The organism is Hominibacterium faecale (assembly GCF_020734085.1).
Taxonomy (GTDB): domain Bacteria; phylum Bacillota; class Clostridia; order Peptostreptococcales; family Anaerovoracaceae; genus Hominibacterium; species Hominibacterium faecale.
This window is the reverse complement of the sequence record NZ_JAJAGH010000013.1, coordinates 76018-91685: the sequence shown is the minus strand read 5'-3', so window position 1 is coordinate 91685 and position 15668 is coordinate 76018. Positions and strand designations below refer to the sequence as shown.

At 47.0% G+C, this 15668-nt stretch carries 14 protein-coding genes; 8 read left to right on the top strand and 6 right to left on the bottom strand.

Annotated features, from left to right (window positions below):
• Positions 1-15: 15 nt before the first annotated feature.
• From LG211_RS17035 to LG211_RS17010, 6 genes are all read right to left on the bottom strand, one after another.
• The gene (locus LG211_RS17035) at positions 16-1476 is read right to left on the bottom strand and encodes an ABC transporter ATP-binding protein (protein WP_269478057.1); all 1461 of its coding nucleotides are present in this window, start codon (positions 1474-1476) and stop codon (positions 16-18) included.
• A 9-nt stretch (positions 1477-1485) separates the two neighbouring features.
• Positions 1486-2190 carry an energy-coupling factor transporter transmembrane component T family protein gene (locus tag LG211_RS17030; RefSeq protein ID WP_269478056.1) on the bottom strand — a complete coding sequence of 235 codons (705 nt, stop codon included), beginning with the start codon at positions 2188-2190 and terminating at the stop codon, positions 1486-1488.
• The gene (locus LG211_RS17025; protein WP_269478055.1) at positions 2187-2819 is read right to left on the bottom strand and encodes an MptD family putative ECF transporter S component; all 633 of its coding nucleotides are present in this window, start codon (positions 2817-2819) and stop codon (positions 2187-2189) included. The genes LG211_RS17030 and LG211_RS17025 overlap by 4 nt, the downstream gene beginning before the upstream one ends.
• Positions 2820-2882: 63 nt before the next feature.
• The gene (locus LG211_RS17020; RefSeq protein ID WP_269478054.1) at positions 2883-3527 is read right to left on the bottom strand and encodes a TetR/AcrR family transcriptional regulator; all 645 of its coding nucleotides are present in this window, start codon (positions 3525-3527) and stop codon (positions 2883-2885) included.
• Between the two features lie 522 nt (positions 3528-4049).
• Entirely contained in the window at positions 4050-4679 is a 630-nt protein-coding gene (locus LG211_RS17015) for a hypothetical protein (RefSeq protein WP_227755506.1), read from the bottom strand.
• Positions 4680-4697: 18 nt separating this feature from the next.
• Positions 4698-5141: a cell wall hydrolase gene (locus tag LG211_RS17010; protein ID WP_148397473.1), complete on the bottom strand. Its 444-nt coding sequence runs from the start codon at positions 5139-5141 to the stop codon at positions 4698-4700.
• A gap of 272 nt (positions 5142-5413) precedes the next feature.
• Between LG211_RS17010 and LG211_RS17005 the strand changes: the two genes are divergently transcribed.
• The 8 genes from LG211_RS17005 (at position 5414) to glmS (ending at position 15664) form a co-directional block, all read left to right on the top strand.
• Positions 5414-6373 (top strand): 3'-5' exoribonuclease YhaM family protein, encoded by a 960-nt coding sequence (locus LG211_RS17005; protein ID WP_227755505.1) that lies wholly within the window; start codon positions 5414-5416, stop codon positions 6371-6373.
• Positions 6374-6408: 35 nt separating this feature from the next.
• Positions 6409-8622 carry an SF1B family DNA helicase RecD2 gene (recD2, locus tag LG211_RS17000; RefSeq protein ID WP_227755504.1) on the top strand — a complete coding sequence of 738 codons (2214 nt, stop codon included), beginning with the start codon at positions 6409-6411 and terminating at the stop codon, positions 8620-8622.
• Between the two features lie 16 nt (positions 8623-8638).
• The gene (locus LG211_RS16995) at positions 8639-9379 is read left to right on the top strand and encodes a ComF family protein (protein WP_227755503.1); all 741 of its coding nucleotides are present in this window, start codon (positions 8639-8641) and stop codon (positions 9377-9379) included.
• A gap of 321 nt (positions 9380-9700) precedes the next feature.
• Positions 9701-10228 carry a ribosome hibernation-promoting factor, HPF/YfiA family gene (gene hpf / locus LG211_RS16990; protein WP_227755502.1) on the top strand — a complete coding sequence of 176 codons (528 nt, stop codon included), beginning with the start codon at positions 9701-9703 and terminating at the stop codon, positions 10226-10228.
• A 150-nt stretch (positions 10229-10378) separates the two neighbouring features.
• The gene (cdaA, locus tag LG211_RS16985) at positions 10379-11236 is read left to right on the top strand and encodes a diadenylate cyclase CdaA (RefSeq protein ID WP_148397469.1); all 858 of its coding nucleotides are present in this window, start codon (positions 10379-10381) and stop codon (positions 11234-11236) included.
• Positions 11223-12425 (top strand): CdaR family protein, encoded by a 1203-nt coding sequence (locus LG211_RS16980; RefSeq protein WP_269478053.1) that lies wholly within the window; start codon positions 11223-11225, stop codon positions 12423-12425. The genes cdaA and LG211_RS16980 overlap by 14 nt, the downstream gene beginning before the upstream one ends.
• Before the next feature lie 44 nt (positions 12426-12469).
• A complete protein-coding gene (gene glmM, locus LG211_RS16975) occupies positions 12470-13819 on the top strand; it encodes a phosphoglucosamine mutase (RefSeq protein WP_148397467.1) in 1350 nt (449 codons plus the stop codon).
• A gap of 12 nt (positions 13820-13831) precedes the next feature.
• On the top strand, positions 13832-15664 hold the full coding sequence (gene glmS / locus LG211_RS16970) for a glutamine--fructose-6-phosphate transaminase (isomerizing) (RefSeq protein WP_148397466.1): 1833 nt from the start codon (positions 13832-13834) through the stop codon (positions 15662-15664).
• The last annotated feature ends 4 nt before the right edge of the window (positions 15665-15668 follow it).

Below are 15668 nucleotides of genomic sequence, written 5' to 3'. Positions count from 1 at the left end.
CCTCTCGTCTCATATTCATTGCATAACGCGCAGTAATTGCTCCGCGCTTTTGATCTCAAAATCGTCTACAAGGCATCCGTTCTTTATATGTAATGCCCGATTGCATGTAGAAAGGGCGCACTCAATATCGTGGGTAATCATCAATATAATGTGTCCTCGGGCGGCAAGTTTTTTAATCTGTTCGCTTACCTTTCGCATGTTTTTTCCGTCAAGGCCGCTGGTCGGCTCGTCGAGAATTAGCACTGGAGCTTCGTTCATCAACGCGACTCCCAAGGCAAGGCGCTGTTTTTGTCCACCGGAAAGGGTTGCGGGATGATGTTCTATAAGGGGAGACAAATCCAATTCCTGTAAGATTTTTGCGGCTTTTTCTTTTCTCTCCGGTGTGATTTTCTGCCCTGTAAGCAGTTCGTCCATCAAGTCCTCGCCAAAAAGCTGGCTATCTAAATCCTGCATGATATACCATATAAGGCCGCGTCTGCTGGAAGGCTTCAATCGCTTACCCATATAAGATACCGTTCCGCTGCTTTCTTTAACAAGGCCAGATAACATCTTGCCCAGTGTACTTTTTCCCGCAGCATTTGGGCCGACAATAGCAATAACTTCTCCCTTTTTGCATTGAAACCCCACGTTTTCGGCAACGATATGAGAACCAAAATTCTTGCATAACCCTTTTACTTCAAATATGGCATCTACCGATGGGGGCACATCTCTTTCTTGAACAGGAAGCGTTCTTAGTTCCATGCTTCTAAGTCCCCATTCCCTAATCTGCTCTGTTGGAAGTTTCGCCATATCCGATGGCGAGAACTCTGCAACAATCTTCCCATCCTGTAAATACACAATGCGGTCTGCAATATTTTGCAGATAGTAAAGTCGGTGTTCTGTAATAAGGATTGTTTTTCCCTGTGATTTGAGCCTTTGGATTAAATCGGCTAATCCCAAGGTTGCTTTCATATCTAAATTTGCAGAAGGTTCATCCATAACATAAACAGGAGGATCAATCGCTTTTGCGGAAGCGATTGCTACCCGCTGGCGCATACCATAGGAGAGATAGCGTACTTTTTCTTCCAGCAAATTGTTGATCTGTAATTCTGTTGCTGTTCGTTCTACTTGTGTTACAATATCATTATGGGAAAATCCATAATTTTCACAGCCAAAGGCAATCTCTCCAGCCACTTCGTTTGCAAAAAATTGACTTCGGGGATCTTGAAAAACATTTCCCACAAAGCGTCCGCGTTCCCATGAGGGAAGTTCCGCTAAATTATTCCCGAGAAGATAAACCTCGCCGGAAAGCTCCCCTTCATAAAAGTAAGGGACCAGACCATTGATGACTCTTGTTAAAGTGCTTTTCCCGCCGCCTGAAGGTCCTGTTAAAACAACTACTTCGCCTTCCTTTATAGAGAGATTCACATTTTTTAGCTGTTCCGACACGCCTTCATAAGCAAAACTTACATTCTTAATTTCGATTGCTTCTTTCAAACGATCACCTCACAATACGAGAAAAGCCACAGTAGCGGCAAGAAAGAAAGATATAAGCAACACATCACTCCACCGCATCTTATTTACATAGTACCCCTGCTTTTTATATGGACTCTCAATTCCACGTACCATACAGGAAGATGCCAATTCATCCGCAATTTTCAACGAACGGAAAATCATTGGGACAGCCACGTACTCCATTGTTGCCAACGGATGAAGAAGCACACGCGATGGAGAATGTAAAAATCCCCTTGTGCGCATAGCATCTTTTACATCGGAAAACTCCGATAAAATGGTTGGCATAAAGCGAAGAATAACGATGACAGTCAACATCATTTTCGTGGGGATTGGCAACTGTCTTAACCCTGCTGTTAGTTTTCCAGACGGCACCTGAACCGCCAGATATACCGGCATCATGATAGGAATAAATTCAATGATAAAGGTAAACATCATGGGTGAAGGGAAGCCAATACCAAAGTGAAGATTGATGCGTAACCAAACTTCACAGATTGCATAAACCAACAAAAATTTCAAACCCGTCTTAGCAAATCCCCAAAATGCCATCAGCAAAAAGAGCAGGCAGGTAAAAACCATCTGATACACAGCCTGCTTCGCCAAAAAAGCTACTGCACAGGCGCAAACTGTGATAAACAGTGGAACCAACACATTGATTTTTCGTATCCTCTCGGTACTTGCTGAGACTGCACAGGTCATCCAACAATCCCCGCTTTCTTAAAGTGACGGCGCAAGATGCGATTTCCGAACATACAACCCAATACCGCCAACCCAAGCGTAATAACACAGGCAAAAACCATATTCAAAGGATTAGATAACATATTGATCTGCATATCAAACACTTCTTGAGAAAATCCACTTGCAGATGCTTGCGCTACATAAGAATCCCATGCCGCCCAAATCGGTACTGCATTTCCGATAATCATTCCAAGCCCCCAAATGCTCCAGCCTATCGTATTGCGAAGCGGGTTACGGTAGGTATTTTTCCCAATCATAGCCAGTTCACAGATAGCAGCGACACCAACGAAATACGGCAGAAGGAACAGATAGCCGCTCAAACCAAGAAGCAGGCCATACACCACGCCCCAGACAAGAAAAATCCCATGCTTGTTCAGACGATTTGCAACAACGAGGTAGAAAGTTGCGCACAAGAACATTTGCAGGCCAGCGCATACATATAGATAAAGAAATGGTACGGGAAGTGTCAAAGGGCCTGTTACGCCACTAACGATTAAGGTAAGCACCATCATTGCTGCAATAGTCATAATGTCTCGGATCGTGATTTTTTTCTTTGCGTTTTCAATAGATGTCTTTGAATTTGTACTCATGATAGATTCTCCTTCCAAAAATTCAATTTAGTTAGCGATAGCTAACCTTTGGACAAAAAATTATTACTTTCCACCAAAAATGTTGTTCCAGCCGGGACGGAAAAAGTCTCCGATTAGACGAAGGCGTGAAATTGCATCCTCTTTAGAAAGGTCATGCCGCACAATCTCGAATATGGCATGATATTGGGCGCTGATTAAAATATGTATTTCATCGCTGGATAACTTTTTGCAGGGGTACTCTTTTTTCAACATCTCCTGTAAAAATGCGTATGTCTGCCGCTCCACTTCTGCCACCAAATTATCTATGAAACTTTCGTATGGACTTCCGCCGGAACAGTTGATTAAAAGAGAGAACGCCTCCTTGTTTGCAAAAAGATATTCTACAAAGTTATGAATGAACTGATCGGAAATTTGCCACATCTTTTGTGGCTCTCCACCTTCCAACAGTTGATACCCTTGTTGATTTCCTTTGCTATACATTGACAATACTGTGTCTGCCACCGAATCCACTAATGCGCCAAAAAGACTTTCTTTATCCGGGAAATACCGAAAGACTGCTCCCGTTGTTACTTCTGCTATTTTTGCTATATTGCGGATAGAAACGCCGAGATAGCCTTTCTCCAGAAATTCTGCTTTTGCAACGTCTAAAATATGTTGACGTGTTTGCTCCCCCTTCACGTATTGCTTTGTCGAATCACTGTTTTTCATTTTTTCACCCCCTTTTTAAATAATAGCAGTGATATAAAATAACACTGATATTTTTATTATAAGAACAAGCCTCTCTCTTGTCAAGCAAAACTTTTGACTTTCCGGTACGGTAAAACATATATGTTTTCACAGATTGGCAAGCAATGCAAATATGTACATATTTGCGATTTTGGCGGGGAACAACCCCGCCAAAATGCTTGTTGAGGGATAACCCCCAAGCCCCCAAGATCGCTACCTTTGGTAGCGGCTGCGCGTCCTGTGGACGCTGAAAAATTTTCAATAAGCAAAAGAAAAACTCTATGCAAATGGTTCGTCCATTCACATAGAGTTTTCTTATTTCCCGTTCACTTGGCATAGGGCAGTATTTTTGCAATACTTCCTTATGCTCCTCTGCCGTTGAGCAGAATCTTTTGCTTTTCCAATTGGCTGTTACTAAACGATAAAATCCCGTAAGCACAGCTGCTCCGGGATTTATCATGGATTTCGTTAAGTTTTTGCATTAAAAGATTCGGATGGCAAATCTTATTTCTTGCCTTTTACAGCTGGTTCTGTTTCCTGCTGCGCGGATACTGCCTCGTCTTCTGCTTCCATTGTTCTTGGAAGGACTGGTGTGCCGCCCAAATTGTAATAAACATACATGCTTTTAATGCCGTAGAAATCAATTACAAGAATATTTCCTGTGGACATTTCCTGAAGAATGATATAATTAATTCCTACGCCAATCAGGTAGCCTTCCCTCGTTTCTATGGAATTAGACCCCATCAGCTGCTCAACGCGCACGTAACGGCCGATCTGCGTCCGGTAGAAACCATTGGCATACTGTACCGCATTATAATCCAGAACTTCCCGGTATCCTTCCGGAAGGAGCGGATTGGCGGGAACCGTAAAGGTGGGCGCATTGGGGATCAGCTCCGGTGTCATGCTGGAGCCAGGTGCAGCGGGTATCTGATTGACCGGATCCGCTCCAGAGTCCACTGGAGTATTTGGTGTTACAATAGGAGTCATATCCTGCGGCGGAAGCAGATTTCCCGGTTGAGTGCTATTGCTTGGGCCTGTTTCCGGCATCTGGTTATAAGGAGATGATCCCGGGTTTACAATTTGGTTTTTCTTAATTTTCTCAATTCGTATTAATGGAGTTTCACAACATGCCATAAAATCATACCTCTCTTTTTAAGTATTCGCATAGTTCGAAGTTGGAATATAAAAACAATGATCGCCAACGCGATTATGGATCACGCCTACATTGGTGGGAAAATAAGGCGGACAGGTATCACTATAAGGGTTAAAAAAGAATAAAGAATGGTCAACGCCCTGGAGCCTGCCGCCTGCCATCGCCCAATCCACAATATCGTAATGGATATCGGTAGGTGTCATATTATATACATTCTGCGGGTTGTAACGGCCTCCGACGGATTCTCTCATACAGACAAACTGGCCCTGCTGAGTGATAATGTTGCGTACGTCGCCGCCTTGACTGACCCGGGCAAACTCACCGTAATCAATGGTGGCTCGATTCATGATAACCGTAGCAACTGCTCTCATTCCATCGTCCCCTTCTCCACCCGCCTCGCATTGGATGAGCCGTGCAAACAGCTCACGAGTGTCTAGTGCCATAAAATTCACCTCTGCTTTTCATACTACAGTCAGTATATGCATAGACACGAAATCTGGTGCATACTTACAAAACGGCAGGCAGGATCAGGGGAATGTACCGAAAGGGAAAATCCTATTCTATGGCTTTTATTGAATTGCTGGGTTCGATGGCCGCGCAGAGCCAGCGTTTTAGAAATGGGTTTTTGATAACTTTGCGAAAAAGGGCCGCCCATTCCAAGGTAACTTGTAGTATAATAGATAAATAGATTTTAGAGAGGAAACATAGTGAATAAATGAAAGAAGTTTACATTGCAAATATAAAGACCGCGCAGGAAGTTACGGATTTTTTTATGGTGAAATCCATCGCCGTGAAGATTGGAGCCAATAAAAAACAATACCTGGATGTAATGCTGGCGGATAAGACCGGTGAAATATCGGGAAAGAAATGGGATGTAGCCGACGAGGAGCTGCCGTCTTTGGCCCAGATCAAGGAAGGTGACATTGTCAAGATCAGGGCCAACGTGACCGAATGGAACGGGCTCAAACAATTCCGGGTACTGCGGATTCGCAGGCGGGCGGAGAATGATCCGCTTGAATTCAGCGATTTCATCAAGGCTGCCCCGGAAAGACCGGAAGATATGTATGAATATATATTAGGCAAGGCGGAGGCCTTTTCCGATCAGGACCTGAAAAAGCTATGCGTCAAAGTCCTGCAAGAAAATAGAGAAAAACTTATGTACTACCCGGCTGCCCAGAAAAACCACCATGCGGAGATGGCCGGACTGCTCTACCACGTGAAAAGAATGCTCATGAACGGGGAGCGGATGTGCCAGGTGTACACCAACCTGAACGCAGATCTGGTCATGGCCGGGGTGATCCTCCACGACATGGAAAAGCTCAATGAAATCGAATCCAACGAACTGGGGATTTCATCCGGGTACTCCTTTGAAGGCCAGATGCTGGGGCATTTGATCCAGGGAATTAAGGTTCTGGATCGACTGACGGAGGAACTGGACTTTCCAAAAGAAAAGGCGATCATGTTGGAACACATGATCCTTTCCCATCATTATGAACCGGAATTTGGAAGTCCCAAAAAACCCCTTTTCCCGGAAGCAGAGATCCTCCACTATTTGGATATGATTGACGCCAGAATGTTTGACATGCAGGATGCCCTGGACAAAACAGAGCCAGGCGAATTCAGCGACCGAGTATGGACGCTGGATAACCGCAGACTGTACAAGGTAAAAGACTGATCGGAAGGAGTGTTTCGGGGAGTGAAGAAAATCAAATGATGGAAGAAAAACAAGGCAGCGTCGCAGAGATTATTTTTCATAACCAAGAAAACGGATATACGATTGCGGTCTTTGAAACAGAAGAGGAACAGTTTACTGCAGTAGGCAGCCTGCCATCCTGCCATAAGGGCAGCAGCTATATACTAAGGGGCCAGTGGAAAATACACCCCACTTACGGCGAACAGTTCGCTGTAAGCGGTTTTGAAGAGGTCATGCCCTCTACGGAGGACGGGATCCAAGAATTTCTGGCATCCGGAGTCCTCAAAGGCATTGGAAAAAAGACGGCTGCGGCCATCGTTGCCAAATTTGGAAGCGAGACCTTTGAAATTATTGAAAAACAGCCGCAAAAGCTGACGGAGATCGACGGCATCGGCGACAAAAAAGCAGAGGCTGTGGCCGAGGCGTTTCGCAGCCACAGGGAATTCGCCAGGATCACCTTATATTTGCAGCAGTTCGGAATCAATGCAGACTATGCGATGAAGCTGTACCGCGTTTATGGATCCGATACGATCACGGCTGTTGAAGAAAACCCCTACCGGCTGGCAGAGGATATCTTCGGCATCGGCTTTAAAAAAGCCGATAAGATTGCTGAAAAAATGGGAATCGCCAGGGACGACGAACATCGGATCAAGAGCGGTGTCAAATTTACCCTCTGGTATTTTGCAGGAGAGGGGAATACATTTTTGCCGCAAACGGTTCTCTGCGAAAAAGCGGGCGGACTTTTGGAGGTAGAAAGCGATAAAATTAACGACTGCCTGGTTGAGATGGCTTTTCAAGGCGATGTGCATATTGAAAATCTAGAAAACCGCAATGTGGTCTTTCTAATGCCCTATTATCTGGCAGAACAGAATGTATGTAAATGTTTGGCCGCGATCAACTCGGCCGGGCTGAAAGCCATCGGCTCCGACCTGGACAGTTTGATTGCTGTCACAGAGACGGAAAGCGGAATCGCCCTTTCCGAAAACCAAAAATACGCAGTGAAAACATCGCTGAACCAGGGGATATCGGTGATCACCGGCGGACCTGGAACAGGAAAGACGACGATCATCAATTCCATCATCAAGATTCTCCAGCACAGCGGCCTTAAGACGGCCATTGCTGCGCCTACCGGAAGAGCAGCCAAGCGGATCACCGAGACTTCCGGCTATGAGGCCAGCACCATACACCGGCTGCTGGAATATTATTATTCCGAAGGGGAAGACACCATGCGCTTTGGAAAGACCGCAGAGGACCCTCTGGACTACGATGCTGTGATTATCGATGAAGCATCCATGATTGATCTCATGCTGATGAACGGACTTGTCAGCGCTATCAAGCCGGCAACGAGACTGATTCTGGTGGGGGACGCGGATCAGCTGCCGTCTGTGGGGGCTGGAAATGTTCTGCGTGATATCATCAACAGCGAGTATATTTACTGCGTCAAGCTTACAGAAATTTTTCGTCAGGCGAAGGAAAGCCTAATCGTGGTCAACGCCCATAAAATCAACCGGGGAGAATATCCGGACTGTAACGAAAAGGGGAAAGACTTTTTCATGATGCGTCAAAAGTCGGAAAAGGACATGCTCAATTTGATCAAAGACCTTTGCATTCGCAGGCTTCCTGCCTATTACACACAGATCATGCCTGTGAGGGATATACAGATATTAACGCCGGTGAGAAAAGGCCTTCTGGGCAGCATCAACCTCAACCGGGAGCTGCAGGACGTTTTCAATCCGCCCTGTCCGGAGCTGGAGGAGCGTAAAGCAGGCGACCGGATTTTTCGGGAGCATGATAAAGTCATGCAAATTAAGAACAACTACCAGCTTAAATGGCGGAACCAAGAAGATTTCACAGAGGGCGAAGGGGTTTTCAACGGCGATGTGGGATTCATCAACAGTATTGACCGGGAATTCAATGAAGTGGTGGTGGTCTTTGACGAATGCAAATACGTTACCTATGACTTCAGCCAATTGGATGAGCTGGAACTGGCCTACGCGGTTACAGTTCACAAGAGCCAGGGCAGCGAATTTCCCATTGTCATCATGCCCATGTCCTGGTTCCCGCCGGTTCTGGCCACGAGAAATCTGCTCTACACAGGCGTTACCAGGGGAAAGCACGCCGTGGTACTGGTAGGATCGGAAAACAAGATGCATGCCATGGTGGACAACAATCGGATCACCCAGCGGTATTCAGGACTTTCGGTGCGGCTGAAAGCGCTGCTGAGCTTTTAAGATAAAAGGGGGATTTATGGGGATTATTGAAACAGGATTGGAACTTTTGTATCCGTCCAATATTTATTGCATTTCTTGCGGCAGCATCATCGACAAGACCCGGCCGTACGCCCTTTGTGACGAGTGCATAGAGAAATTTCACTGGCTGGGAAAAAAGACCTGCAGAAAATGCGGAAAAATACTTGAGGAAAGCTATCACCGCGATTTATGCTGGGACTGCAGGACGTACGGCCACGATTTTGACCGGGGATACACCTGCGTCCAGTACGGCCTCTATGAACGTGGTGTGCTGCTGGATTATAAGTACAGGGGGAAATCCTATATCGGCCGCAAGCTGGGCGATGTACTCTACGACCGAATGCGCCTGGAAGAAGAAGACTTCGACCTGATCGCGCCTGTGCCCATGTATGGGAAAAAACAGGCCCAGAGGGGTTTCAACCAGGCAGCGGTAATGGCTTCCCGTCTGGCTTGGCGCATGGGGACGCCCTGCGTGCCCAATCTGCTGATTCGCCGTCGCCGGACATTGCCCATGAAGGGTTTGGGCGCATTTGAGCGGCAGCAGAATCTGGAAGGAGCCTTTGCTGCAGCGCCGGGGAATCATTATAAGCTGGAAGACCGCAGGATTTTACTGGTGGATGATATTTATACTACAGGGAGTACGATGGATGCATGTAGCAGGGTGCTGCGCGAGGCGGGCGCAAAGGAAATTCATGTGCTTTCCTTCGCCTGCGGGGCAAACAAAGCGCCTAAACAATAAAAAATACAAGGCGCAGTTTGCGCCGGCTGCTCAGGCCTGTGGTTGAAAGGCCATGCCAGCTACGGGCAAAAGGTCCCACGTAAGCTGATCCGCAAGGCGGCAGTGATCATGGCGTAGCTTAGAAGTAAGTCCTCTGACAAAGTCAGGTAAAGGCAAGTGTGGGGGCAAAGACCAGGTCAGCTGAGCAGCCGGCACAGACTGCGCTCTTTTTCTTACATTCTCATGCAAATTCATTGAATAAATTTGTATTTATTGCTATAATATGTTTACACTAATAAGCGGATGCGGCATCAGCTGTATCGCGGCAAGGAGGTTAAGGGTATGAAGATAGTTATCAACAGTAAGAACTATAATGCCAGTGAAAAGTTAAAAGAGACTATTGAAAAGAAGTTCGCAAAACTGGACAAATACTTTTCAAACGAAATTACTGCAAATGTTATGACCCTGAGGGAGAAAGGAAAGTATAAAGTTGAGGCTACCATAAATACAAAGGGAACCATCTTCCGGGCAGAAGTCCTGGCAGAGGATCCTTACGAAGGCGTTGATCGCGTCGTAGAAAAATTATCTCGCCAGATGTCCAAATTCAAGACAAAGCTGCAGAGAAAATATAAAGATCACAAGGACCTTGCGTTCGCTGAGCTTCCGGAAACTGAAGAAGAACAGGAAGAAATTCAGGTTGTCAGAAAGAAGAGATTCGATCTGGTACCGATGACTGTCGATGAAGCCGTCGTGCAGATGGAACTTTTGGAACACAATTTCTTTGTTTTTCTCAACATGGAGACGGACAGCGTAGGCGTCGTTTACAAGAGAAACGATAACGATTATGGACTTTTAGAAACCGCATACTAGACCTTGTGGGCTTTACCACCCGAAAAAATTTAAGCGCCGGACCAAATCCGGCGCTTTGTTTTTGTAATAGGGAGAAAACTTGGGCTGATCTATTGAAAAAAGGAATGAAGTTCTGTACAATATATGAGATAAAGCATAAGGGGATAGCAAATGCAGGATTTTTTCAGAAACGTTGTATCAGGTGTTGGTATTACCGATATCATCGATATCCTGATCGTTGCGTTTATCATTTATAAAATTTTAGGATTCATACGGGAAACAAGAGCAGAGCAGTTGGTAAAAGGTCTGCTTATTTTAGTTATTGCGACTTTTTTATCTGACCAGCTCAATTTCTATACCCTCAACTGGATTCTCAAAGGAACGATGACCCTGGGACTTGTTGCTCTGGTCATCGTATTCCAGCCGGAGCTGAGGAGGGGATTGGAATACCTAGGGCGGACAAAGCTGGTACGCCCCGGAGGATTTGGACAGTTGGATAAGGATCGGGCAAAGCATGTCACCACTGAATTCATCCGTGCCATCGAGTCATTTTCTAAAGAACGAGTGGGCGCATTAATTGTCCTGGAACGAGAGACCGCCCTTACCGATATAGCGGAATCGGGAACCGTAATCGATGCGGAGATATCCGCTGAACTTTTAGGAAACATATTTTATGAAGGATCACCTCTTCACGATGGAGCGGTGATTATACGAGGCGACCGAATTTTTGCCGCCGGCTGCGTTCTTCCTCTGTCGCAGAACAAGACGATCGGCAAGGAGCTGGGCACTCGCCATAGGGCGGGAATCGGAATCACCGAACATTCGGACGCGGTGACATTGATCGTATCCGAGGAAACCGGAATCATTTCTATGGCTGTCAACGGAAAGCTCTCCCGGTTCCTGGACACCAAAACTGTGGAAAAGACCTTATTGAATCTGTATCTCAATAACGGAGACATCGGCGATAAAAAGAACTTCTTCCCGGATTTCTTTAAAAAGATAAGGAGGAAGAACAATGCTGAAAAATAATACCATCTTAAAAATTCTTTCTCTATTAATTGCGATTTTTCTGTGGTTTTATGTCATGGGCGAGATTAACCCAACAACTTCCCAAACCTTTGAAAACATTCCAGTGGAGCTTCTCAATGTGGACACTTTGGATCAAAGGGATCTGGCGATCCAGGGCGGAGCCAATTTTTCCGTGGATGTGGTCGTGGAGGGAAAACGAGCCGACTTGAACAGCTTGGATAAGGAGAAGATTAAAGCCACCGCAGATGTGTTCGGATATGAAGAGGGCGAAAATTATGTGCCGGTTTCCGTGCAGCTGCCGGATAACGTTTCCCTGGGACAGATCAAAACCCCTAAGATTAAGGTAATCTTGGAGGAATTAGTTTCCGTATACAAACAGATCAGTGTTAAGTTTACCGGCAAGACTCCATCAGGCACGGAGCCGGGAAATGTGAGTGTCAGCCCAACGGAAATCGAAGTCAAAGGCGCCAAATCCGTTGTAAATTCAGTAAAGGCTGTGCAGGCAGAGGTAAAAGCTTCTGAGATTACCGACGACGAGCAGAGCTTCAGCGCAGTGCCGGTAGCGGTGGATGGGAATCATGAACCGGTTTATGACGTGTCCTTATCTGCCGAATCGGTGGAAGTGCAGGCGACCTTGTTTTATACAAAGACGGTGCCGCTGAAAGTGGAAATTAAGGGAGCGGTTCCCAGTTCCTATGAGATGACCGATCTTTCCGTACCTGACGAGATTTCAATCCGCGGTCCAAAGAGCGCTGTGGAGGACATCACCAGCGTTACCGCCGATCCGGTGAATATCAGCAAGGTCAAGGCCAGCACCACCTTGAAAATCCATCCTAATCTGCCTCAGGGCGTAGAATTGGCGGATGAATCAAAGGGCATTGGTGTGAAAATCAAGATCAAGGGACTGTCCACAAAGACGATTACGCTGTCAACGAAAAACAGCGAGATCAAAAACGTGGAAGATGGTTTGAACGCATATATTAATACGGCTGAGGTCAAAGCTACCGTTACCGGAAGCGAAGAGATGCTGAAAGACCTGGAGGCTTCGGATTTTAAACTGGAGGTAGACCTGAAGGGGCTCAAGGCAGGCAACCATACGGTGGCCGTTAAGGTAACTTCTGATAAAGAATTTAATAGTTTGAAAATAAACCCGGAGAAAGTAGAAATTACGATCAACGGGCAGAACTAAAAGCGTGTGTTCGATGAAAGAGATCAAGATAAGGAGATTATAAGATGGGAAGACTTTTTGGAACCGACGGAGTGAGGGGCGTAGCCAATGCGGAGCTGACGCCGGAACTGGCTTTCAAGCTGGGTAAGGCCGGAGCCCACGTGCTCAGCAAGAAAAAAGGGAAGCCGGTTGTCCTGATCGGAAAAGATACCAGAATTTCCGGCGATATGCTGGAGGATGCGCTCAGTGCGGGAATTCTCGCGGTGGGTGGCAACGTGATCAAAGTCGGCGTGCTGCCGACCCCGGCCGTAGCATATCTTGTGAAACATTACCGGGCCGATGTGGGCGTGGTTATCTCTGCGTCCCACAACCCCTTTGAGTACAATGGAATTAAATTTTTCAACAGCGAAGGCTTTAAGCTGGACGATGAAATTGAGGATGAGATCGAGGATATCATCCTCCGAGATATTGATGTCAACAGCCATATCACCGGCGATAAGCTGGGAAGATGCCTGGAAGCGGATGATGACGCGGCGGCGATTTACGCCCGTTATCTGACCGGCACCATTGATCGCCGGCTGGATGGATTGAAATTGGTACTGGACTGTGCCAACGGAGCGTCCTACAAAGTGGCGGAGATGGTGTACGGGGATTTGGGCGCTGATGTGACGGTGATCGGCAATGAGCCGGACGGTCTCAACATCAATGCCGGATGCGGATCCACCCATCCGGAAAAGCTGCAGAAGGAAGTTATAAAACAAGGAGCTTTCATGGGCCTGGCTTATGACGGTGATGCGGACCGTCTCATTGCCATTGACGAAAAGGGCCGGGTCATCGACGGAGATAAGGTGATCTGCATCTGCACCAAGATGCTGAAAGACGCAGGCCAGCTGAAGGATAACAAGGTCACGGCAACGGTCATGAGCAACATCGGTTTTCACAAGTATATTGAATCCCTCGGATGCAAGGTGGATGTAACCGGCGTTGGCGACCGGTACGTGCTGGAAAGCATGATTCAAACCGGATGCGTGATTGGCGGTGAACAGTCGGGACATATTATTTTCCTCGATCACTCCACCACAGGAGACGGAATTCTGTCGTCCCTGCAGCTGGTAAAGGCTGTACTGGCTTCGGGCAAGAAGGCGTCCCAGCTGTCGGATGAAATCGAAATCTATCCCCAGGTGCTCAAAAACGCCAAGGTAAAAAACGAAAATAAATCAAAATATAAGAGCGATCCTGAGATTTGCGAAGCCATTAAAAAGGTTGAAGCAGAGATGGAAGGCAGCGGCAGGGTGCTGATCCGTCCTTCGGGAACAGAGCCGCTGGTTCGCGTAATGCTGGAGGGGCAGGATGTGGATCATATCACGGAACTGGCCCACGATCTGGCGAAGCTATTGACAAAGAGGTTTGGTTAGGAGGTAACAGGTATGTGCGGTATTGTAGGATATGTAGGCACTGAGAATAATGCCAAGGAAGTAATCATTGAAGGGCTCAAACGCCTGGAATACAGAGGATATGACTCGGCGGGAATCGCCCTTTGCAGAGATGGGAAGGTGGAAACCCGCAAACATGTGGGGGAAATCGCCAATTTGGAAAAGATCATCGGAGACCCCGACTATGACAGTTCAGTTGGAATCGGCCATACAAGATGGGCTACCCACGGCGCTCCGTCGGATGTGAACGCCCATCCCCACAGCAACAGCGACAACACGATAACCGTTGTACATAACGGCATCATTGAAAATTTTGTAGAGCTGCGGGAATGGCTCATCGATGAATACGGCGTCAAATTCAAGTCCGATACGGATACGGAAGTGATCGCCCATCTTATCGGCATTTATTATGACGGCGATCTGCATCAAGCGGTGAACCGAGCGGTGGAACAGATGAGAGGCGCTTACGCCATCGGCGTGATCGCTGCCGCGGAACCCGACAAGATCGTCGCGGTTAGAAAAGATGCGCCCATGGTAGCGGGTATCGGCGAAGGCTGCAATTTTATTGCTTCCGATATTCCGGCTCTGCTCAAGTACGTGAGAAAAATTTATTTGATTGAGAACAACGAAACCATCGTTTTAACAAAAGACGAGATTAAAATCTACGACGAAAACCAGAAGGTTGTAAAGCGGGATGTCTTTCATGTCACCTGGGATGCGGACGCAGCTGAAAAGGACGGCTACGAGCATTTCATGATGAAGGAAATCCATGAGCAGCCCAAAGGCTTGTATGAGACGCTGACCAGAAGGCTCAACGAAGACGATACCATCAATCTGGACGGCATCTCCATGACTAAGGAAGATATTGAAAACTTCAACAAGGTTTATATCGTGGCCTGCGGAACGGCTTACCACGCCGGTCTGGTGGGAAAAGCGGCCATTGAAAAAATGGCCCGCATACCGGTGGAAGTGGACATTGCCTCTGAATTCCGCTATCGCGATCCTTTTGTGGATGATAAGACTTTGTTCATTGCCATCAGCCAGTCCGGTGAAACGCTGGATACGCTGGCAGCCCTTCGGGAAGCAAAACGGAAGGGTGCCAGAATCCTATCCGTGGTTAACGTGGTGGGAAGCTCCGTTGCCAGAGAATCGGACGATGTCTTTTATACCTGGGCCGGGCCCGAAATCGCGGTGGCATCCACCAAGGCTTATACGACCCAGCTGATGTGTATGTATTTGCTGGCCCTGTACATGGGCCACACCAAAGGCGTGATCGACAAGGACTATTATGCCCGCTTCATTGAAGAGCTGAAGCAGATCCCGGATAAGCTTGAGGACCTGCTGAAAAAGGAAAAAGAAATTGAAGCCGTTGCCAAGAAGTATTGTAGAAAAGAGCAGGTCTTTTTCATCGGCAGAGGCGTGGATTCGGGCGTGTCCTATGAAGGCTCGCTGAAGCTGAAGGAAATCTCCTATATTAACTCCTTTGCTATTGCGGCAGGAGAGCTGAAGCATGGAACCATCGCTCTGATCGAAGAAGATACTTTGGTATTCGCTCTGGCTACCCAAGATTTCCTCTTTGAGAAGATGCTTTCCAATATTCAGGAAATCAAGGCAAGAGGGGCCAATGTGGTAGGCGTTGCCAAGGAAGGAAACAGGGAGATTGAGAAACAATCCACGGAAGTGATCTATATTCCCGATTGTATGGATGAAGTTACTCCTCTGCTGTCAGTGGTTCCGCTCCAGTTGTTTGCCTACTTTGTGGCCAAATTCAGAGGCTGCAACATCGATAAGCCGAAGAATCTGGCGAAATCTGTAACAGTGGAGTAATCGT

Excerpts from the sequence above, each read along its gene's own strand:
- LG211_RS17020 (WP_269478054.1), bottom strand. The coding sequence starts at position 3,527 with ATGAAAAACAGTGATTCGACAAAGCAATACGTGAAGGGGGAGCAAACA.
- cdaA (WP_148397469.1), top strand. The coding sequence starts at position 10,379 with ATGCAGGATTTTTTCAGAAACGTTGTATCAGGTGTTGGTATTACCGAT.
- LG211_RS17010 (WP_148397473.1), bottom strand. The coding sequence starts at position 5,141 with ATGGCACTAGACACTCGTGAGCTGTTTGCACGGCTCATCCAATGCGAG.
- LG211_RS17005 (WP_227755505.1), top strand. The coding sequence starts at position 5,414 with ATGAAAGAAGTTTACATTGCAAATATAAAGACCGCGCAGGAAGTTACG.
- LG211_RS17015 (WP_227755506.1), bottom strand. The coding sequence starts at position 4,679 with ATGGCATGTTGTGAAACTCCATTAATACGAATTGAGAAAATTAAGAAA.
- LG211_RS16995 (WP_227755503.1), top strand. The coding sequence starts at position 8,639 with ATGGGGATTATTGAAACAGGATTGGAACTTTTGTATCCGTCCAATATT.
- glmM (WP_148397467.1), top strand. The coding sequence starts at position 12,470 with ATGGGAAGACTTTTTGGAACCGACGGAGTGAGGGGCGTAGCCAATGCG.
- hpf (WP_227755502.1), top strand. The coding sequence starts at position 9,701 with ATGAAGATAGTTATCAACAGTAAGAACTATAATGCCAGTGAAAAGTTA.
- glmS (WP_148397466.1), top strand. The coding sequence starts at position 13,832 with ATGTGCGGTATTGTAGGATATGTAGGCACTGAGAATAATGCCAAGGAA.
- LG211_RS17025 (WP_269478055.1), bottom strand. The coding sequence starts at position 2,819 with ATGAGTACAAATTCAAAGACATCTATTGAAAACGCAAAGAAAAAAATC.
- LG211_RS16980 (WP_269478053.1), top strand. The coding sequence starts at position 11,223 with ATGCTGAAAAATAATACCATCTTAAAAATTCTTTCTCTATTAATTGCG.
- recD2 (WP_227755504.1), top strand. The coding sequence starts at position 6,409 with ATGATGGAAGAAAAACAAGGCAGCGTCGCAGAGATTATTTTTCATAAC.
- LG211_RS17030 (WP_269478056.1), bottom strand. The coding sequence starts at position 2,190 with ATGACCTGTGCAGTCTCAGCAAGTACCGAGAGGATACGAAAAATCAAT.